Source organism: Agrococcus sp. UYP33, from assembly GCF_054060915.1.
On the sequence record NZ_JBSSDR010000001.1, the window covers coordinates 1,054,188 to 1,073,075 of the forward strand.

The following is an 18,888-nucleotide window of genomic DNA, read 5'->3' on the forward strand; positions in this document are numbered from 1 at the left end:
GGCGCGGCTCGATCAGCTGGCGGCCTGCTTCGCGGCGGCCTTCGCCGCCTGCTTCGCCTTCCGCACCTCGGCGAGCGAGTCCGCGTCGACGATGTCGGCCACGGAGCGCTTCGAGCCCTCCTCGCCGTAGGGCTCGGACGCCTCCCGCCATCCCGCGCCGTCGAAGCCGGCGCGCTTGCCGAGCAGCGCGAGGAAGATGCGCGCCTTCTGCTCACCGAAGCCCGGGAGCGCCTGCAGGCGACGGAGCACCTCGGCGCCGTCCGGATCGCCCGATCGCCAGATCGCGCCGGCATCGCCGCCCCACTCGTCCGCGACCACGGCCGCGAGCTGCTGCACGCGCTTCGCCATGGATCCGGGGAAGCGGTGCACCGCCGGCTTCTCGGCGAACGCGGCCTGGAACGCGTCGGGATCCATCGTCGCGATCGCGGCCGCGTCGAGGTCGCCGAGCCGGTCGCGCAGCTTCGCGGGCCCCGCGAAGGCCGTCTCCATCGGCACCTGCTGGTCGAGCAGCATGCCCGTCAGCAGCGCGAAGTCGTCGTCGGAGAGCAGGCGGTCGGCGGCGTCGTCGCCGGTGAGGTGGAGCTCGCGCGTCATGGCTCCAGCCTGCCACGGCGCATGCACCCCGGACAGGGCCGAGCCCCCGCCTGGTCACGACAGACGGGGGCTCGGGGTCGGTGGGGTCAGCGGGGCATGAGCTCCCGGGAGCGGACGAGCAGCAGGCCGCCGGCGACGAGCAGGGCGAGCGCGAGCCCGATGCCGCCGAGCGGGATCTCGCCCCCGCTGCGGCGCGCGGCGGGCAGCGCGTGGCTGGCCCGCAGCGTGACCATGTTCGTCGGCGCGCTCTCGACGTTGTCGCTCGAGAGCGAGGCCGCGCTGTCGAAGGCGACGCGCACCGTGGTGCCGTCCGCCTGCGACGGGACGCCGGGCACCGTCGCCTCGATGGTCACGGTGACGACGTCGCCGGGCTCCATCGTGCCGATCGTGATGCGCTGCGTGCCGGTCGCGTCGTCGAGGTCGACGGCGCACGGCATCGAGCAGCGGGCCGCCGCGTCGACGAGCAGGCCGTCGGGCAGCCGGTCGAGGAGCACGACGCCGGTGCTCGGCGCCTCCCCCACCGCGCGCACGACGATGCGGAACTGCACGCTGTCGCCGAAGCGGACGGTGCCGTCGGACGACATCCACGCCCCGTTCACCCGCTCCCACACCGACTTCTGCGCCGTCACCGACCCGGCGACGACGCGCGTGCGCAGGCACGCGGCGTTGTTCGAGGGCCGCTCGCAGCCGCCCGCGGTCACGGGGTCGTCCTCGGTCGACACGGTCGTCGCGGTCTCGAGCGTGCCGGCGACCGCGTCCGCCGCGATCGCGACCCGCAGCTCGAGCCGCACGGCGGCGCCCGATCCCAGCGCCGCGGGCTCGATCGCGCAGGCGACGGTGCCGCCGTCGGCGGCGCAGCCCGCGCCGCTCGCGAAGCGCATGCCGGTCGGCAGCGCCACGACGACCTCGACCGGCTCGTCGTCATCGACGCCTCGGGCACCGAGGTTGCGCACGAGCAGCGAGAGGCCGGTCTCGCTGCCGACCGCGACGACCTCGTCGCCGCTCGCCGTCAGCTGCAGGTCGACGGCCCCGTCGTCGCGCCCGATGGTGCAGGTGACGTCGACGGCGCCGGTGATCGTGAGCGTGTCGCCCTCGAGCGAGCCGCCGGTGCAGCTCCACGCCCCTGCCGCGTAGCCGGCGGGACCGGCGGCGCTCAACCGGTAGGCCCCGGCCGGCACCGGTGCGACGGTGACGGCCGGTGCGCCGCTCGGGCCGACGATCTCGACGGGTCCGGATGCGCTGAGCGCGAAGTCGGCGAGCGTGGCGTCGCCGCCGTCGTCGGTCGCGAGCACCTGCACGAGCGTGAGCGTCGGGTAGCGCAGCTCGGTCTGCTCGCAGTCGACGTTGTTCGACGCGCCGCACGCTGCGGGGACGGGCGCCGGGTCGTCCTCGGTGGAGACGGATGCGACCGTCCCGAACGCACCGGCGGTCGCGCCCGCATCGAACCGGAGCGCGATCGAGAGCACCACACCGGCGCCGGCCGCGAGCGCGGCCGGGTCGATGCCGCACGTGACGATGCCGGCGGACGCCGAGCAGCCCCCGGGCACGGCCGTCACGACCGCGCCGACGGGCGCGGCCGCGAGCACGGTGACCGGCTCGTCGAGGTCGACGTCGCGGGCGCCGAGGTTGTGCACGCCGATCGTGAGGTCGAACGCGCCGCCGTTCGCCGGGGCGGCGCCGCCGTCGTCGAGCGTGAGCGCGAGGTCGACCGGGTGGTCGTCGAGCACGACGGCGCAGGCCACGTCGTCACCGGCGACGAGCGTGAGCGTGGCTCCGTCGAGGACGCCGCCCGTGCAGGACCACGCGGACGCGCTGTATCCGCCCCTGCCACCGGTCACCTGCAGCGCGTAGGCGCCGGCCGCGACGGGCGTGCCCGTCACCGAGGGGTCGCCGCTCGCGCCGCGGATGGGCGTCGGGCCGGCGGCCTCGAGCATCCACTCGCCGAGCGCGGCATCCCCGCCGTCGCCCCCGTCGACCTCCGCGAGCAGGGTGAGCGTGGCCGCGACCTCGTCCGGCTCGTGCGGCGGCTCGGTGGCCGCCGCGGGCGCGGCGCCGAGCGGCGCGAGCAGGCTCGTGGTGATGGCGACGGCGGCCGCGAGCGCCGGGTGCCCGCGGTGGCGCTCGCGCGGCGCCGCGTGGCGAGGCGTGCGCGACCGGGGCGCGGGAGCACCCGGCGCGCGTCCCCGACCCTCTGCCCGCATCGTCCACTCCCGGCCGCGGCGCCGGAGCGCCTGGCAGCGCGCTCAGGCCTCGCACGGCCTTCGTCGCAGCTGCTGCGACCAGCAAAGACCCGCCACCCGGCAATCGCAACAGTGTCCGCAAAAGCCTGACGACAACGTCGGGCGGTGCTGAGGAAGCCGCTCGGCGCCGCGATCACCAGCGGCCTCCGAGCCTGCTGCTGCCACCATGGGGCCATGGAGACGAAGCGATCCAACCCGTGGGCGTGGTGGGCGTTCTGGATCGGCCTGGTCGGCCTGGTCCTCATGCCGATCCCGTTCTTCATCGGCGTCATCTTCGGCGGCGGCCCTGCCGCGATCGCCGGCATCCTCGCGATCATCGCGCTCTTCAAGTCGCGCCACGCGGGCGGCCGCGGCATCGCGCCCGCCGTCGTCGCGCTCGTGCTCGTCGCGCTCACCTTCGCCGGCATCTCGGCGGGCGGCGGCATCTGGTGGTGAGCCGCCCCGCCTGACGCGCCCCCAGCCGGGGATGCGAGGATCGGGCCATGGCACCGAGCCGCTCGACCACCCTGCTCATCCTCGGCGCATCCGGCGACCTCACGAGTCGCCTGCTGCTGCCGGGCATCGCCACGCTGCTGCGATCGCAGCCGTCGCGCCGCGTCGAGATCGTGGGGGCCGATCTGCGCGAGCTCGCCGCGGACGACTGGCACGACCGCGTGCGCACGGCGCTCAACGTCGGGGGCGCCCAGGGCGCGGCCGCGAAGGCCGTGCTGTCGTCGACGCGCTACGTCTCGACGGACGCGACCGACCCGGTCGCGCTCCGCGCGCTGCTCGACAGCATCGCGTGCGACCGGCTCGTCATCTACTTCGCGCTGCCGCCGCACATCAGCGAGCTCGTGTGCGGCACGCTCGAGCAGATCGGCGTGCCCGACGGCACGATCCTCGCGATCGAGAAGCCGTTCGGCGACAGCCTCGAGTCGGCGCGGCGCCTCAACGCGCTCGTCACCCGCATCGTGCCCGAGGAGCGCATCTTCCGGATCGACCACTTCCTCGGCCTGCACACGGTGCTGAACCTCCTCGGCCTGCGCTTCGCGAACCGGCTGCTCGAGCCGACCTGGGATCGCGACGGCATCGAGCGGGTCGAGATCCTCTACGACGAGACCGTCACGCTCGAGGGTCGCGCGGGGTACTACGACCGCAACGGCGCGCTGCGCGACATGATCCAGTCGCACCTGCTCCAGATCATGGCGCTCATCGCGATCGAGCCGATCGCGAGCGTCGGCGAGCGCGACCTGCGCGACGCGATCAGCCAGGTGCTGCGCGCGGCGAGCGTCGTCGACCCCGTCCGGCACTCGCGACGCGCGCGCTACACCGCGGGCGCGGTCGAGGGGCGGGACGTGCCCGACTACGTCGCCGAGGAGGGCGTCGACCCGTCGCTCGGCACCGAGACGCTCGCAGAGGTGCAGGTCGAGATCGCGAACCCGCGCTGGGCCGGCGTGCCCTTCATCCTGCGCTCGGGCAAGTCGCTCGCGGGCGTGCGGAAGCGCGCGATCGTGCACTGGAAGGCGCCCGCGCACGTCCCGAAGGGGCTCTCGGGCCGCGACACCCCGGATCGCTTCGTCATCGACTTCAAGCCCGACGGCTTCGAGCTGCACCTGACGACGAACGGCAAGGGCGATCCCTTCACCCTCGAGCAGACGGTGCTGCGCGGCGAGCTGGGCGGCGGCTCGCTGTTGCCCTACGGCGAGGTGCTCGCGTCGATCCTCGACAGCGACCCGCGGCTCGCGGTGCGCGGCGACGCCGCCGAGGAGTGCTGGCGCATCGTCGAGCCGGTGCTCGACGCCTGGCGATCGGATGCGGTGCCGATGCACGAGTACCGGGCGGGCTCGCGCGGCCCGCGCGGGTGGCGCACGAACTGAGCCGCGTCCCGTGCCGGCCGCCTGGCGGATCGACGCCGGCCCGGGATAGCCTCGCTCCGTGGCGCGCCCGATGTCTGATCTCCCCGGCGACGCCGCCGATCGCCCGCCCACCGACGAGCGCGCCGACGCCGACCCGACGCGCGAGGAGTCGCTCGCCCGGCTGCTCGGCGGCGGCAGGGCGGCCGTCGAGGGCAGCGTGCCTCCGGTCGGGTTCCTCGTGGGCTGGCTCGCGAGCGACGGCGACCTCACCGCCTCCGTCGTCTGGTCGCTCGCCGCGAGCGCCTTCGTGCTGGTGCTGTCCGTCGTGCAGCGCCGCGCGCCGCGAGCGGTGCTCATCGGCATGCTCGCGACCGCCGTCGCCGCCATGATCGCCCAGCAGACGGGTGAGGCGCGCAACTTCTTCCTCGTCCAGCTGCTGTCGAACGCGGCGAGCGCGCTCGCGTGGAGCGTGTCGATCGCCGTGCGCTGGCCGTTCCTCGGCCTCATCGTCGGCGGCCTCATCGGCACCCGGACGCGATGGCGCCGGGACCCCGGGCTGCTGCGCGCCTACAGCCGCGCCTCGTGGGTCTGGGTGGCGCAGTACGTCATCCGCGTCGCCGTCTTCTCGGTGCTGTGGTGGCTCGACGAGGCGACCTGGCTCGCCGTCATGCGCGTCGCGCTCACCTACCCGCTCATCATCGCCTGCGTCGCGATCTCGGGCTGGGTGCTGTTCGCATCGATCCCGCGCGGCCACCCCGGCATCCGCGCGCCGCAGGTGCCGCTCGGCTGACGCGCGCCCGTCCACAGACGACGGTCGGACCGTTGCGGCGGCGTGCCCGTCGGCGTACAGTCGCGGGCAAGTCGAGCGGTGCGGACCGACCAGGCGCCTTCACCAGACCTTGCGAGAGCGCAAGCGCCCATGAGCCAGTCCGCACCGCTCCATCACGCCACTGCGGCACTCGACCTGCGGCGGCACTCGACCTGCGCGGCGCGCCGGCGTAGCGTGCGACCCGTGAGCGAGCTGCAGGTCGAGCCGGGGGTCGTCGACCGCGTGCGAGCCGCCATGGCGGCGACGCCGCGCGCGACCTTCCTGCCGCCCGTCGTGCGGCACCTCGCCGGCGTCGACCGCCCCGTCGGGATCGGCTGGGACGCCACGAGCTCGCAGCCCTCCACGGTCGCCCGCATGCTCGAGCTGCTCGACGCCGGGCCGGGCCACCGGGTGCTCGACGTCGGCGCCGGCTCGGGCTGGACCGCGGCGATCCTCGAGGCGCTTGGGGCGGCGGTGACCGGCGTCGAGCTCGTGCCGCAGCTCGTCGAGGCCGCCAACGCGAACCTCGCGGCGCACGGCAGCCGCGCGCGCGTGCGGCAGGCGACGCCGCACGTGCTGGGCCTCCCCGACGACGCGCCCTTCGACCGCATCCTCGTGTCCGCCGACCTGTGGCGGATGCCCGACGCGCTCGTCGCGCAGCTCGCCGACGGCGGCCGGATGGTCGCGCCCGTCGCCGGCCGGATGACGGTCGTCGACGTGCGCGACGGGCGGCCGCGCGCGCGGGAGGACCGAGGCCGGTACGCCTTCGTGCCGCTGCGGGAGTGACGCCGCGGGCTTGACGGCGACGGCATGACGGCGACGGCGCCGCGCGGCTCGGGCGGGACCCGGCGGCCCCCGGCGTAGGGTTGCTGGACCGACTCGAGGAGGCATCCGTGCGCCCCAGCCCCGAAGCGCTGACCGACCGGCTCGCCCGCACGCGCGCACGCATGCAGGCGTCGGGGCTCGACGGGCTCGTGGTCGTCGACCCGGCGAACCTCCACTACCTCACCGGCTACGACGCGTGGTCGTTCTACATGCCGCAGCTGCTGTTCGTGCCCCTCGTCGGCGAGCCGCTGCTCATCATGCGGGCGATGGACGCCGGCGGCGCGCACCGCACGGCGCAGACGCCGCCCGAGCGCATCCTGGGCTACCCCGAGGCGCTCGTGCACCAGCGGGGCGTCCATCCCTTCGACTGGGCTGCGCAGCAGCTGCGCGAGCACGGCTTCGCGCAGCGCGGCCGCGTGGGCTTCGAGGCCGACGCCCACTTCTTCTCGGTGCGCGCGTTCCACGCCCTCGAGCGCGGGCTGCCCGAGTGGCAGCTCGTCGACAGCCACGAGCTCGTGAACTGGGTGCGGCTCGTCAAGAGCCAGGACGAGCTCGAGCTCATGCGCAAGGCCGGCCGCGTCGCGTCCGCCGCGATGCAGGCCGGGATCGACGCCGTCACCGAGGGTGCCCGGCTCAACGACGTCGCCGCGGCGATCCAGTTCGCGCAGGCGACCGGGGTCGAGGGCGCCGAGGGCGACTACCCCGCGATCGTGCCGATGCTGCCGACCGGCGAGTCGGCCGACACCCCGCACATGACCTTCAGCGCGCGCCGGCTCGGAGCCGGCGAGGCCGTCTCGATCGAGCTCGCGGGCGCGCACCACCGCTACCACACGCCGCTCGCGCGCACGCTGACGCTCGGTCGCCCCGACGCGCGGCTCGAGCGGCTCGCCGACATCACCGCCGAGGGGCTCGCGCTCGTGCTCGACGCGCTGCGCCCCGGCCGGGCGGTCGCCGACGTGCACGCGATCTGGGCGCAGCACATCGCGAAGCACGGCGTCGAGAAGCCCTCGCGGCTCGGCTACTCGATCGGCATCGGCTACCCGCCCGACTGGGGCGAGCGCACCGTCTCGGTGCGCGGCGACGACACGACGGTGCTCGAGCCGGGCGTCTGCCTGCACATCATCGCCGGCATGTGGATGTCGGGCTACGGCTGCGAGCTGAGCGAGTCGATCGCCATCACCGCCGACGGCGTCGATGTGCTCACGAGCGCGCCGCGCGAGCTCATCGTGCGAGGCGACGCGTGACGGATCCCGGCGCCGGCGTCGACGCCGACCTGGAGCGCGCGCTCGCGCTCGTCGACGAGGCGACGATCGTCGCCGACGCGTCGTCGCTCATCCTCGCCGCGAGCGAGAACCCCGGCGGCACCGAGCTCGTCGCCGTGCGGGTGCTCGAGTCGATCGCGTCGCGGCTGGGCGGCCGCAGCCGCCGAGAGCCGGTGGCGCCGGACCGCCCGAACCTGTCGATCCGGTTCGGGCCCGACCCGACCGAGGCGGTGCCGGGCATCCTCATGCTCGGCCACAGCGACGTCGTGCCTGCGGGCGAGGGCTGGGCGGCCGACCCGTTCAACCCGCGGGTCGCGGACGGCTGGCTCACGGGCCGCGGCGCCGCCGACATGAAGGGCGGCATCGCCGCGGCGCTGCAGGCGCTCGCCGCCGTGCACACCGTGCGCCCCGAGCTGCCGCTCGAGCTGCTCGTGACCGTCGACGAGGAGGACCTCGCGACCGGCATCGAGGCGCACCTCGCGGCGACCGACGCCGCCGCGGTCTACCGCGCCTGCATCGTCGCCGAGCCGACCGACCTCGCCGTCGTGATCGCCTGCCGAGGCGCCGCGAACCTCCAGGTCGAGGTGAGCGGCCGCGCCGCGCACGCCGGCCGTCCGGAGGACGGCGCCAGCGCGATCACGACCGCCGCGCGCATCGTCGACTGGATCGCCGACGACCACGCGCGGCTGCGCGCCGGCGCCTCCGGGCTGCTGGGCTCCGCCACGTGGAACGTGGGACGCATCGAGGGCGGGCACGGCACCTCGATCGTGCCGGACCGCTGCACGCTGCTCGTCGACCGGCGGCTCATGCCGGGCGAGACCGGCGCGGAGGCGCTCGGGCAGCTGAGCGCCGGCATCGAGCGCGCGCTCCGCGACGACGGCTGCACCGCCGACGCCTCGCTGCTCATGGAGATGCCCGGCTTCGAGACCGACGGGGCGCATCCGCTCGTCGGCGCGGCCGTCGACGCGCTCGTCGCCGAGGGCGCGCCCGCGCCCGTCGAGGCGTGGACGGCCGCGTGCGAGGGCGGCTTCATCGCGCGGCACCACGGCTGCCCGACGATCATCCTCGGCCCCGGCGACATCACCGGGCAGGCCCACCAGCCGGACGAGCGCGTCCGCATCGCCGACCTGCGCGCCGCCGCCCGCGCCTACGTGCGCCTCGCCCTCCACCTGCACCGCTGACCACCACCCTGCACGACCGCACACACCGCACGATCCACCCCATCCGGAAGGGATACGGCCCATGACCGAGCAGACAGCATCCGCGCACCACGAGAGCGGCCCGCCGCCCATCACGCGCGAGATCGACCTCTCCCCCGTCCAGCGCACGACCGTCCGCAAGTCGGTCATGGGCGCCATGGCGGGCAACGCGATCGAGTGGTTCGACTACGGCATCTACGGCTACCTCGCCGTGCACCTCTCGACGCAGATCTTCGGCGGCTCGGAGGACGCGATCCTCTGGACGCTCTTCGGCTTCGCCGTCTCGTTCCTCGTCCGCCCGCTCGGCGGCGCGATCCTCGGCCCCCTCGGCGACCGCATCGGGCGCCAGAAGGTGCTCGTCTTCACGATCATGATGATCTCGGTCGCCACCGCGGCCATCGGCCTGCTGCCGACCTTCGAGCAGGTCGGCTGGCTCGCCCCGGTGCTGCTGTTCCTGCTGCGCATCGTGCAGGGCTTCTCGGCCGGCGGCGAGTACGCGGGCGCCGCCGTCTACATGGCGGAGCACGCGCCCGACGACCGCCGCGGGTTCTGGGGGTCGTTCCTCGAGTTCGGCACGCTGCTCGGCTTCTCGCTCGCGGCCATCCTCGTCACCGCGCTGGAGGCGATCGTCGGCAGCGACGGCATGGAGGCCGGCTGGTGGCGCCTGCCGTTCCTGCTGACCCTGCCGCTCGGCCTCATCGCCCTCGCGATGCGCGCGCGCCTGCACGAGTCGGCCGTCTTCGAGGAGGCCAAGGAGCAGGACACGCGGACGAGCGCCTGGCAGACCCTGCGCGACCTCGTGACGCAGCAGCCGAAGCAGCTGCTGAAGATCATGGGCATCACGATCCTCATCAACACCGCGTTCTACCTCGTGCTCACCTACATGCCCACGTTCCTCCAGACCTCGCTCGACATGGACGGCACGCAGGCGGGGCTCATGCTCGTGGGCGTGCAGCTCGTGATGATGGCGGTGATCATCCCCATGGGGGCGCTCACCGACCGGATCGGGCGACGGCCGCTGCTGCTCACGGCCGCCATCGGGTTCACGCTGTTCTCGGTGCCTGCGGTGATGCTGCTCAACACCGGCAACCTCGCGCTGCAGGTGCTCGGGCTCGCGATCTTCGGCCTCTTCCTCGTGATGCTGCTGTGCAACATCTCGGCCTCGCTGCCGGCGCTCTTCCCGACCACGGTGCGCTACGCGGGCTTCGCGCTCGGCTACAACGTCGCGACGTCGCTCCTCGGCGGGCCAGCAGGCCTCATCAACGAGGCGCTCATCGAGCAGACCGGCTCGACGCTCGTGCCCGGCTTCTACATGACCGTCGCCGGCATCGTCGGCCTGCTCGCGATCCTGACGTTCAACGAGACGGCGGGGCGGAGCCTGCGCGGCGACCGCGTGCCGGGCGACGACGACCAGGACCGCCTCGCGATCGGCGAGGCGCTCATCGGGAAGGTCGCGAAGGACCGCTGAGCGTGGGGGCCTGCACCTCCACGTCTGCTCCGAATCTCAGCCGGTCTGTACCCCATCGGCCTAGCGTGGAGGCATGAGAGCACTCACCTGGCAAGGCAAGCGCAAGGTCTCCGTCGACGAGGTGCCGGACCCCCGCATCCAAGAGCCCACGGATGCGGTGATCCGCATCACGTCGACCGCGATCTGCGGGTCGGACCTCCACCTCTACGAGCTGTTCAGCCCCTTCCTCAAGCAGGGCGACATCCTCGGGCACGAGCCGATGGGGATCGTCGAGGAGGTGGGCTCTGCGGTCACGAGCCTGCAGCCGGGCGATCGGGTCGTGATCCCGTTCGTCATCGCGTGCGGCAGCTGCTTCATGTGCTCGCGCGGCCTGACGACGCAGTGCGAGACGACGCAGAACCGCGACCAGGGGGCCGGCGCCGCCCTCTACGGCTACACGTCGCTCTACGGCTCGGTGCCCGGCGGGCAGGCCGAGCGGCTGCGCGTGCCGCTCGCCGACTTCAACGCGACCAAGGTCGGCTCCGAGCTGCCCGACGATCGCTACCTCTTCCTCAGCGACATCCTGCCGACCGCCTGGCAGGGCGTCGCCTACGCCGGCCTCCAGCCCGGCGAGACGCTCGGCGTCATGGGGCTCGGCCCCGTCGGCCAGTTCGTCGCGCGGATCGGCCGCCACCTCGGCCACCGCGTGATCGCCGTCGAGCCGGTCGCCGAGCGCCGAGCCATGGCGGAGCGCTACGGCGTCGAGACGCTCGACATGGAGAACGCGACGGACGCCCTCAAGGACCTCACGGAGGGCCGCGGCCCCGACCGCATCGTCGACGCCGTCGGCATGGAGGCGCACGGCGCGCCCGGCACCGCGACGGCGCAGCAGCTCGTGGGCGCGCTGCCCGACCTGCTCGCGAAGCCGCTCATGAAGCACGCGGGCCTCGACCGGCTCTCGGCGATGCACACGGCCTTCGACGCCGTGCGGCGAGGCGGCACCGTGTCGCTCAGCGGCGTCTACGTCGGCTCTGCCGACCCGATGCCGATGATGACGCTCTTCGACAAGCAGATCACGCTGCGGATGGGCCAGTGCAACGTGCAGTCGTGGCGCGACGAGCTGCTGCCGATCGTCGAGGACCCGGCCGACCCGCTCGGCACCGCCGACCTCACCACGCACCGGGTGCCGCTCGAGCAGGCGCCCGAGATGTACGAGATCTTCCAGAAGAAGCAGGACGAGTGCATCAAGGTCGTCCTCGAGCCGACCGCGCACTGATCGGGCAAGCGAAAGGCCCCGGGGTGGAGCCCGGGGCCATTCGTGCGCGAGGGGGGACTTGAACCCCCACGTCCTTGCGGACACTGGCACCTGAAGCCAGCGCGTCTGCCAATTCCGCCACTCGCGCGAAGCCCGGTCGGAACCGGGCAACCACACGAGAATATCAGGTTCCTAGGCTCGGCAGGTACGCTGACGGCGGCAAAGGACGGTGATACATCCATGGGATTCCTCGATTCGATCGAGCGCGGGCTCGAGAAGGCCGTCAACGGCGCCTTCGCGAAGACCTTCCGCTCGGGCGTCGAGCCGGTGGAGATCGCCAGCGCGCTCAAGCGCGAGCTCGACACCAACGCGTCGGTGGTCTCGCGCGACCGCATCCTCGTGCCCAACCGCCTGACCGTCCGGCTCGCGCCCGCCGACTTCGAGCGCCTCCGCCGACTCGGCGACGCGCTCCTCGACGAGCTGACGGGCACCGTGCAGGCGCACGCCCGCCAGTCGGGCTACTCGTTCGCCGGCGCGATCGACCTCGGCCTCGAGCCCGACGACGGCAAGACGACGGGCATGCTCGAGATCGTCTCGGGCACCGAGGCGGGCGAGGTCGTCTGGACGGCCGTCGTCGACATCAAGGGCAAGCGCCACGCCCTGCGCAAGGGCCGCACCATCATCGGCCGGGGCTCGGATGCCGACATCACGGTCGACGACGCCGGCGCATCCCGCAAGCACGCCGAGATCGTCTGGGACGGCACGCGTGCCCAGGTGAGCGACCTCGGCTCCACGAACGGCACGACCCTCAACGGCCGCGCGCTCAGCAGCGCGCTGCTCGAGCCCGACTCCATCATCGACATCGGCGCCACGCGCATCGTGTACCGCGTGCTGGCGCAGCCGAAGGGGCGAGCATGAGCGAGCTGACCCTCATCATCATCAGGATCGGCTTCCTCGCGCTCCTGTGGTTGTTCATCTTCATCGTGCTCTACTCGCTGCGCAGCGACCTCTTCGGGCCGCGCCTCACGCCGCTGCAGCGCGTCGCGGTGCAGAGCCAGCAGAACCGCGCGAGCGCGGGGGGCGGCGCGACCGCGCCGGCAGCCGCTCCGGCCGACAGCCCGACGACCGTCACCGAACGCGTCGCGCCGAGCAGCGGCGGCGGCAGCGCGAGCCGGGTCGTCATCACCTCCGGTCCGCGTGCCGGCCTCGAGCTCGACCTGCCCGAGACCGGGCTGTCGATCGGCCGCTCGAGCGGGTCGGGCCTGCAGATCAAGGACGACTACACCTCGAGCGCGCACGCCAAGATCGTGCGCTGGCGCGACCAGTGGATGGTGCAGGACCTGGGGTCGACGAACGGCACCTACGTCGACGGCAAGCGCATCACGGAGGCGACCCCGGTGCGCGTCGGCAGCTCGGTGCGGATCGGGACCACCACGTTCGAGCTGAGGCGCTGAGCTTGAGCACACCGCTCGCGGCCGCGATCAGCCACGTCGGCAGGATCCGCTCGGAGAACCAGGACTCCGGCTACGCCGGGACCTACCTGTGCTTCGTCGCCGACGGCATGGGCGGGCACGCGGGCGGCGACGTCGCGAGCGCGATCGTGACCCGCAAGGCGCGCGAGGCCGACCGCGAGTACGCGACCGCCGAGGAGGCGGCCGCGGCCCTCGCCCAGGCGCTCCGCACCGGCAACGACGCGCTGCAGCAGGCGATGGTCGAGCACCCGGAGCTCTCGGGCATGGGCACGACCGGCTCTGGCATCATCCGGGTCGGCGACCGCATCGGCCTCGCGCACATCGGCGACAGCCGCATCTACCGCTACCGGGTCGGCGCGCTCGAGCAGATCTCCACCGACCACACCTTCGTGCAGCGGCTCGTCGACGCCGGGCGCATCACGCGCGAGGAGGCCGAGCACCACCCGCGGCGCAACGTCGTCATGCGCGTGCTCGGCAACGTCGAGACCGACCCGGAGATCGACACCGCCGTCCACGACGCGCTCCCGGGCGACCGGTGGCTCGTCTGCTCCGACGGCCTCTCGAGCTACGTCGACGAGGAGCGCCTGCGAGCGATCCTCGAGCAGGGCCTCGACACCCCCTCGACCGTGCAGCGGCTCGTCAACGAGGCGCTCTCACGCGGCGCCCCCGACAACGTCACGGTCGTGCTGTGCGACATCGACGAGCGCCGACGCTCGTCGATCGAGCCGACGACGGTCGGCTCCGCCGCCGCCCCCATCTCGTACGAGGCGGTCGAGCCCGAGCGGACCTCGGTGTCGCTCGGCCAGCTGCTGCTGCACCCGCGCCAGTCGCGCCAGCAGCCGGCGTTCGAGCACTTCGAGCCCGAGAGCGAGGAGTTCCTGCAGGAGCTGCTCGCCGAGCAGCGCCGCATGCGGCGCAACCGGCGGATCAGCTGGAGCGTCGGGGCCGCCCTCGCCGTGATCGGCATCGGCATCCTCTCGGTGCTCTTCTACACCTGGACGCAGGACCGCTACTTCGTCGGCGTCAACGAGGCGGGGAACGTCGCGATCTACCAGGGCATCCAGCAGCAGATCGGGCCGATCGTGCTCGCGACGCAGGTCGAGGAGACCGACATCGCGGTCGACGACCTCACCCCCTTCAACCGCCGCAGCGTGGAGCAGACGATCTCCGCCGACTCGCTGGCCGACGCCGAAGCCGTGATCGAGCGACTGGAGCGATCGCCATGACGCAGCAGACGACACCGTCCGACCGGACCGCCCCGAACGCGCTGCAGACCGGCATCGTGCAGCTGCGCGACGTGACTGAGGCCATCAAGGTGCGCATCCGCAACCCCGCGAAGCTGCGCAACCTGGAGCTGTTCCTGCTCGTGATCGCCTGGGTGATCGCCGGCGGCGCCATGGTGCTCGTGCAGCTCGGCGCGCTGCAGCGCGTCGACCTGTTCCCGCTGCAGCTCGCCGCCGGGCTCGGCGTGCTCACGCTCGCCCTGCACATCACGCTGCGCGTCGTCGCGCGGGAGGCGGACGCGATCATCCTGCCCGTGGTGACCGCGCTCAACGGCATCGGCATCGCGATGATCTACCGGATCGACATCGACGAGGGCGTGACCGGCTGGGACGCCGCCTCGATGCGGCAGATCGCGTGGACCGGCATGGCGATCATCGTCGCGATCGTCGCGATCGTCGTGGTGCGCAACCATCGCGTGCTCGCCCGCTACCGGTTCCTCGCGATGGCCGTCGCGATCCTGCTGCTCATCCTGCCGCTCGTGCCCGGGATCGGCCGCACGATCAACGGTGCGACCGTCTGGATCGGGGTCGGCGACCTGGTCTCGCTGCAGCCGGGCGAGCTCGCGAAGATCGCGCTGGCGATCTTCTTCGCCGGCTACCTCATGACCGCGCGCGACTCGCTCTCGGTGGTCGGCAAGCGCTTTCTCGGCATCCGGTTCCCGCGGCTGCGCGACCTCGGGCCCATCCTCATCGTCTGGGCGATGTGCATGCTCGTGCTGGTGTTCCAGCGCGACCTCGGCACCTCGCTGCTCTACTTCGGGCTCTTCCTCGTGATGATCTACGTCGCGACCGGGCGCCGCTCGTGGATGCTCATCGGCGTCGGCCTCGTCGCGCTCGGCGGCGTCGCCGCGTACTTCACGCTCGGCTACGTGCAGCGCCGCATCCACGCCTGGATCCACGCGTTCGACGCCGACGTCTACGGCGCGACCGGGGGCTCGTTCCAGATCGTGCAGGGCGTCTTCGGCATGGCGCACGGCGGCCTGCTCGGCACCGGCCTCGGCCTCGGCCGGCCGGGCATCACGCCCTACGCCAACAGCGACTACATCATCCCGTCGCTCGGGGAGGAGCTCGGCCTCGCCGGCATCTTCGCGATCCTCGCGCTGTACCTCGTGCTCGTCTCGCGCGGCGTGCGCGTCGGCTTCCAGGGCCCTGACGACTTCACGAAGCTGCTCGCGATCGGCCTCGCCTTCGCGATCGGCCTGCAGGTGTTCATCGTCGTGGGCGGCGTCACGAGGCTCATCCCGCTCACGGGCCTCACGACGCCGTTCCTCGCCGCCGGCGGCTCCTCGCTGCTGGCCAACTGGCTCATCGTCGCGCTGCTGCTGCGGCTGAGCGACTCGGTGCGCGGAAGGGGGATCGCATGACCAGCAACCCGGACCCGGAGCAGAGCATGCGCCGGCCGATCCGCCGCATCAGCACGCTGCTGCTCATCATGTTCGTCGGCCTCTTCGGCTCGTCGACGATGATCCAGGCGGTGCAGGCGGATGCGCTGCACGGCGACCCGCGCAACACCCGCACGCTCCGCGACTCGTTCGCGATCGAGCGCGGCTCGATCGTGGTCGACGGCGTGCAGGTCGCGCTCTCGACGCCGTCGGACGACGAGTACGAGTGGCAGCGCGAGTACCCGCTCGGCGCGCTCTACGCGCCGGTCACCGGCTACAACACCCTCGGCCAGGGCAACACCGGCATCGAGGGCGCCATGAACGAGGAGCTCACGGGCACGGCGAACAGCCAGTTCCTCGACCAGATCGTCGCGACCCTCACGGGTCAGGACCCGGCCGGCTCGTCGGTCGAGCTGACGATCTCGAGCGCCGCCCAGCAGGCGGCAGCGGATGCGCTCGGCGCGCGCGAGGGCGCGGTCGTCGCGCTCGACACCGAGACCGGCGACGTGCTCGCGATGTACTCGAGCCCCACCTTCGACCCGAACGCGTTCGCCCTGCACGACACGGCGGCCGTCACCGACACCTACAACCAGCTGCTGAACGACCCCGAGCAGCCGCTGCAGAACCGCGCGATCGCCGGCGACCTCTACTTCCCCGGCTCCGTCTTCAAGGTGCTCGTGCTCGCCGCTGCGCTCGAGTCGGGCCGCTACACGCTCGACTCCGAGTTCGACAACCCCGAGACGCTCACGCTCACCGGCACGTCGACCGAGATCCGCAACGCGTCGCGCACGACCTGCGGGCCGGGCGAGCGCGTGAACCTCGAGACCGCGCTGAGCCTGTCGTGCAACATCCCGTTCGCGCTGCTCGGCGAGGAGCTCGGCGAGGACGCGATCGCCGAGCAGGCCGCCGCGTTCGGCTACGGCCAGGACCTCGACATCCCGGTCCCGGTCCAGCCCAGCAGGTACCCGAGCGACCTGGATCCGTCGCAGCTGCAGCTCACCTCGTTCGGCCAGTTCGACGTGCGGGTGACGCCGCTGCAGATCGCCATGACGACCGCGGCGATCGCGAACGACGGCACGCTCATGCGGCCCAACATGGTCGACCGGGTGCTGGCGCCGAACCTCGACGTGCTCGACGACCCGGAGCCGACGATCATGGGCAACCCCGTGTCGTCGGCCACGGCCGCCGAGATGCGCGCCGCGATGGAGCTCGCGGTCAACGAGGGGCTCGCGACGAACGCGCAGATCCCGGGCGTGACCGTGGGCGGCAAGACCGGCACCGCGGAGACCGGTGAGAACAACGAGCCGTTCAACCTGTGGTTCACGGGCTACGGCGAGCTGGACGATCGGAGCGTGGCGGTGGCCGTCGTGGTCGTGCCAGATGAGAACATCGTCGGTGATACTTCAAACGTGATCGCCGCGCCAATCGGGAGAGCAGTGATCGAGGCGGTGCTGAACTCATGAGACCTTCCAGCGGACTCACCTTCGGTGGGCGATACCAGCTGTCGAGCCGGATCGCCATCGGCGGCATGGGCGAGGTGTGGCAGGCGACCGATCAGGTGATCGGCCGCACCGTCGCGCTGAAGATCCTCAAGGACGAGTACATGGGCGATCCCGGGTTCCTCGAGCGCTTCCGCGCCGAGGCCCGGCACGCCGCGCTCGTGAACCACGAGGGCATCGCCAATGTCTTCGACTACGGCGAGGAGGAGGGCAGCGCCTTCCTCGTGATGGAGCTCGTGCCGGGCGAGCCGCTCAGCGCGATCCTCGACCGCGACCGCACGCTCTCGGCCGACAAGGTGCTCGACATCGTCGCGCAGACCTCTGCCGCGCTGCACGCCGCGCACCAGGCGGGGCTCGTGCATCGCGACATCAAGCCCGGGAACCTGCTCATCACCCCCGAGGGCCGGGTCAAGATCACCGACTTCGGCATCGCCCGCATCGCCGACCAGGTGCCGCTCACGGCCACCGGCCAGGTGATGGGCACGGTGCAGTACCTCTCCCCCGAGCAGGCCTCGGGGCAGCAGGCCGCGCCCGCGACCGACATCTACTCGCTCGGCATCGTCGCCTACGAGGCGCTCGCGGGCCGCAGGCCGTTCACGGGCGAGTCGCAGGTCTCGATCGCGATGGCGCACATCAACGACGCGCCGCCGGACCTGCCGGGCACCGTGCCCGAGCCGGTGCGCAACCTCGTGCTGTCGTGCATCGCGAAGACCCCCGCCGACCGGCCGACGTCGGCGGCGCACCTCTCGCGCGCGGCGACCATGCTGCGCCGCGGCGACATCGCGGGCGCCGCGGCGATCGTGCCGGGCATCGCATCCACCGACTCGTTCGCCACGATCGACTCGCCCACGCAGGCCGCGACCCGCGTCATCACGACGCAGTCGAGCCCTGCCACGGCCGCGCTGCCGGTGACGCGCACGACCACGACGACGCGCGACGCCGAGAAGCGCCGCACGAACCCGTGGATCTGGCCCGTCGTGATCCTCGCCGTCCTGCTCGTGGCGGCCGGCGTCGCGATCGCCCTGATGCTGCTGAACGGCAACCAGACGCCGCCCGCCGCGACCGAGACGTCGCAGCAGCCGACCGACAGCACCGCCGCGACGGTCGACATCGACGAGGCGACCTTCATCGGGATGGACGAGACGGAGTTCCGCGGCGCGATCGAGGACCTCGGGCTCGTCGCGAACGTCGAGACGGGCAACCCCGCGACCGACCCCGCCGACATCGGGCTCGTCTACGCGGTGAACCCGACCGGCCCGGTCGTCGAGGGCTCCACCGTGACCGGCACGATCTACGGCCCGGTCTCGGAGATCACCGACCCCACCGCGGCGCCGCGGCTCTCGGACGGATCGGACCCGGCCGCCGTGACGGCGGGCGACGCGGTCTCGGTCGTCTGGGATGCCGCGAGCTGCCCCGCCGGCTACACGCTCGGCGGGTACACCGCGACGGTCGTGTGGCCCGACGGCCAGACCGAGACGTTCGAGACCGGCACCGCGCAGCTCGACTTCACGACCGTGCCGAGCGGCGAGACCTCGGTCTCCTACGTCTACCGCTGCGAGATCCCGGACGGCGAGACGCTCACGAGCGGCTCCTCGCCCGCGCTCACCATGACGGCCACCGCCGAGGAGACGCCGGAACCGGAGCCGGAGCCCACCCCGACGCCGACCGAGCCGATCGAGACGCTGCCCGTCGAGCCGACCGACGGGCCCTGAACCACCGGGTGCCGTAGAATCGACGGATCCCCGCGCGAGCAGGGTCGAAGGCCACGCACGACGAGAGGACCAGCG

16 protein-coding genes and 1 tRNA gene are annotated in these 18,888 nt (G+C 72.8%); 14 read left to right on the forward strand and 3 right to left on the reverse strand.

All coding sequences use genetic code 11. The annotated features are described in order from the left end of the window. Positions 1–12: 12 nt before the first annotated feature. Together ACVWW9_RS05150 and ACVWW9_RS05155 are read right to left on the reverse strand one after the other, a co-directional pair. Positions 13–594 carry an HhH-GPD-type base excision DNA repair protein gene (locus tag ACVWW9_RS05150; protein ID WP_456514664.1) on the reverse strand — a complete coding sequence of 194 codons (582 nt, stop codon included), beginning with the start codon at positions 592–594 and terminating at the stop codon, positions 13–15. Between the two features lie 86 nt (positions 595–680). Continuing rightward, complete coding sequence (locus ACVWW9_RS05155) at positions 681–2,795, reverse strand: hypothetical protein (RefSeq protein ID WP_456514665.1); 2,115 nt, start codon at positions 2,793–2,795, stop codon at positions 681–683. Between the two features lie 213 nt (positions 2,796–3,008). Here ACVWW9_RS05155 and ACVWW9_RS05160 point away from each other — a divergent pair, with 213 nt between their 5' ends. From ACVWW9_RS05160 to ACVWW9_RS05195, 8 genes are all read left to right on the forward strand, one after another. Further along, a complete protein-coding gene (locus ACVWW9_RS05160; protein WP_354257547.1) occupies positions 3,009–3,269 on the forward strand; it encodes a hypothetical protein in 261 nt (86 codons plus the stop codon). Positions 3,270–3,316: 47 nt separating this feature from the next. Continuing rightward, complete coding sequence (locus ACVWW9_RS05165) at positions 3,317–4,690, forward strand: glucose-6-phosphate dehydrogenase (protein ID WP_456514666.1); 1,374 nt, start codon at positions 3,317–3,319, stop codon at positions 4,688–4,690. A gap of 70 nt (positions 4,691–4,760) precedes the next feature. Further along, positions 4,761–5,459 carry a DUF3159 domain-containing protein gene (locus ACVWW9_RS05170; RefSeq protein WP_456514667.1) on the forward strand — a complete coding sequence of 233 codons (699 nt, stop codon included), beginning with the start codon at positions 4,761–4,763 and terminating at the stop codon, positions 5,457–5,459. A gap of 222 nt (positions 5,460–5,681) precedes the next feature. Continuing rightward, positions 5,682–6,263, forward strand: a complete 582-nt coding sequence (locus ACVWW9_RS05175; RefSeq protein ID WP_456514668.1) for a protein-L-isoaspartate O-methyltransferase family protein — start codon at positions 5,682–5,684, stop codon at positions 6,261–6,263. Between the two features lie 107 nt (positions 6,264–6,370). Beyond that, positions 6,371–7,546, forward strand: coding sequence for a M24 family metallopeptidase (locus ACVWW9_RS05180; protein ID WP_456514669.1), 1,176 nt, complete (start codon positions 6,371–6,373; stop codon positions 7,544–7,546). Beyond that, positions 7,543–8,745 (forward strand): M20 family metallopeptidase, encoded by a 1,203-nt coding sequence (locus ACVWW9_RS05185; protein WP_456514670.1) that lies wholly within the window; start codon positions 7,543–7,545, stop codon positions 8,743–8,745. Before ACVWW9_RS05180 ends, ACVWW9_RS05185 begins: the two co-directional genes overlap by 4 nt. A gap of 61 nt (positions 8,746–8,806) precedes the next feature. Then, the gene (locus ACVWW9_RS05190; RefSeq protein WP_456514671.1) at positions 8,807–10,231 is read left to right on the forward strand and encodes an MFS transporter; all 1,425 of its coding nucleotides are present in this window, start codon (positions 8,807–8,809) and stop codon (positions 10,229–10,231) included. Positions 10,232–10,304: 73 nt separating this feature from the next. Further along, the gene (locus ACVWW9_RS05195; RefSeq protein ID WP_456514672.1) at positions 10,305–11,486 is read left to right on the forward strand and encodes a zinc-dependent alcohol dehydrogenase; all 1,182 of its coding nucleotides are present in this window, start codon (positions 10,305–10,307) and stop codon (positions 11,484–11,486) included. A 43-nt stretch (positions 11,487–11,529) separates the two neighbouring features. On the opposite strand, the gene ACVWW9_RS05200 is transcribed toward ACVWW9_RS05195, so the two are convergent. Further along, a tRNA-Leu gene (locus ACVWW9_RS05200) sits at positions 11,530–11,613 on the reverse strand. A 92-nt stretch (positions 11,614–11,705) separates the two neighbouring features. On the opposite strand from ACVWW9_RS05200, the gene ACVWW9_RS05205 reads away from it, so the two are divergent. From ACVWW9_RS05205 to ACVWW9_RS05230, 6 genes are read left to right on the forward strand one after another with little or no spacing between them, the layout of a single operon-like run. Beyond that, complete coding sequence (locus tag ACVWW9_RS05205) at positions 11,706–12,383, forward strand: DUF3662 and FHA domain-containing protein (protein ID WP_354257523.1); 678 nt, start codon at positions 11,706–11,708, stop codon at positions 12,381–12,383. After that, positions 12,380–12,919: an FHA domain-containing protein FhaB/FipA gene (locus ACVWW9_RS05210; protein ID WP_456514673.1), complete on the forward strand. Its 540-nt coding sequence runs from the start codon at positions 12,380–12,382 to the stop codon at positions 12,917–12,919. Before ACVWW9_RS05205 ends, ACVWW9_RS05210 begins: the two co-directional genes overlap by 4 nt. Positions 12,920–12,921: 2 nt before the next feature. Continuing rightward, positions 12,922–14,163, forward strand: a complete 1,242-nt coding sequence (locus ACVWW9_RS05215) for a PP2C family protein-serine/threonine phosphatase (protein WP_123696653.1) — start codon at positions 12,922–12,924, stop codon at positions 14,161–14,163. Beyond that, positions 14,160–15,584 carry an FtsW/RodA/SpoVE family cell cycle protein gene (locus ACVWW9_RS05220; RefSeq protein ID WP_456514674.1) on the forward strand — a complete coding sequence of 475 codons (1,425 nt, stop codon included), beginning with the start codon at positions 14,160–14,162 and terminating at the stop codon, positions 15,582–15,584. The genes ACVWW9_RS05215 and ACVWW9_RS05220 overlap by 4 nt, the downstream gene beginning before the upstream one ends. Next, positions 15,581–17,065 (forward strand): peptidoglycan D,D-transpeptidase FtsI family protein, encoded by a 1,485-nt coding sequence (locus ACVWW9_RS05225; protein WP_456514675.1) that lies wholly within the window; start codon positions 15,581–15,583, stop codon positions 17,063–17,065. Before ACVWW9_RS05220 ends, ACVWW9_RS05225 begins: the two co-directional genes overlap by 4 nt. Further along, positions 17,062–18,813, forward strand: a complete 1,752-nt coding sequence (locus tag ACVWW9_RS05230) for a protein kinase domain-containing protein (RefSeq protein WP_354257512.1) — start codon at positions 17,062–17,064, stop codon at positions 18,811–18,813. Before ACVWW9_RS05225 ends, ACVWW9_RS05230 begins: the two co-directional genes overlap by 4 nt. Positions 18,814–18,888: the final 75 nt, after the last annotated feature.

Coding starts and splice junctions, on each gene's coding strand:
- ACVWW9_RS05150 (WP_456514664.1), bottom strand. CDS start 594: ATGACGCGCGAGCTCCACCTCACCGGCGACGACGCCGCCGACCGCCTG.
- ACVWW9_RS05155 (WP_456514665.1), bottom strand. CDS start 2,795: ATGCGGGCAGAGGGTCGGGGACGCGCGCCGGGTGCTCCCGCGCCCCGG.
- ACVWW9_RS05160 (WP_354257547.1), top strand. CDS start 3,009: ATGGAGACGAAGCGATCCAACCCGTGGGCGTGGTGGGCGTTCTGGATC.
- ACVWW9_RS05165 (WP_456514666.1), top strand. CDS start 3,317: ATGGCACCGAGCCGCTCGACCACCCTGCTCATCCTCGGCGCATCCGGC.
- ACVWW9_RS05170 (WP_456514667.1), top strand. CDS start 4,761: ATGTCTGATCTCCCCGGCGACGCCGCCGATCGCCCGCCCACCGACGAG.
- ACVWW9_RS05190 (WP_456514671.1), top strand. CDS start 8,807: ATGACCGAGCAGACAGCATCCGCGCACCACGAGAGCGGCCCGCCGCCC.
- ACVWW9_RS05195 (WP_456514672.1), top strand. CDS start 10,305: ATGAGAGCACTCACCTGGCAAGGCAAGCGCAAGGTCTCCGTCGACGAG.
- ACVWW9_RS05205 (WP_354257523.1), top strand. CDS start 11,706: ATGGGATTCCTCGATTCGATCGAGCGCGGGCTCGAGAAGGCCGTCAAC.
- ACVWW9_RS05210 (WP_456514673.1), top strand. CDS start 12,380: ATGAGCGAGCTGACCCTCATCATCATCAGGATCGGCTTCCTCGCGCTC.
- ACVWW9_RS05220 (WP_456514674.1), top strand. CDS start 14,160: ATGACGCAGCAGACGACACCGTCCGACCGGACCGCCCCGAACGCGCTG.
- ACVWW9_RS05225 (WP_456514675.1), top strand. CDS start 15,581: ATGACCAGCAACCCGGACCCGGAGCAGAGCATGCGCCGGCCGATCCGC.
- ACVWW9_RS05230 (WP_354257512.1), top strand. CDS start 17,062: ATGAGACCTTCCAGCGGACTCACCTTCGGTGGGCGATACCAGCTGTCG.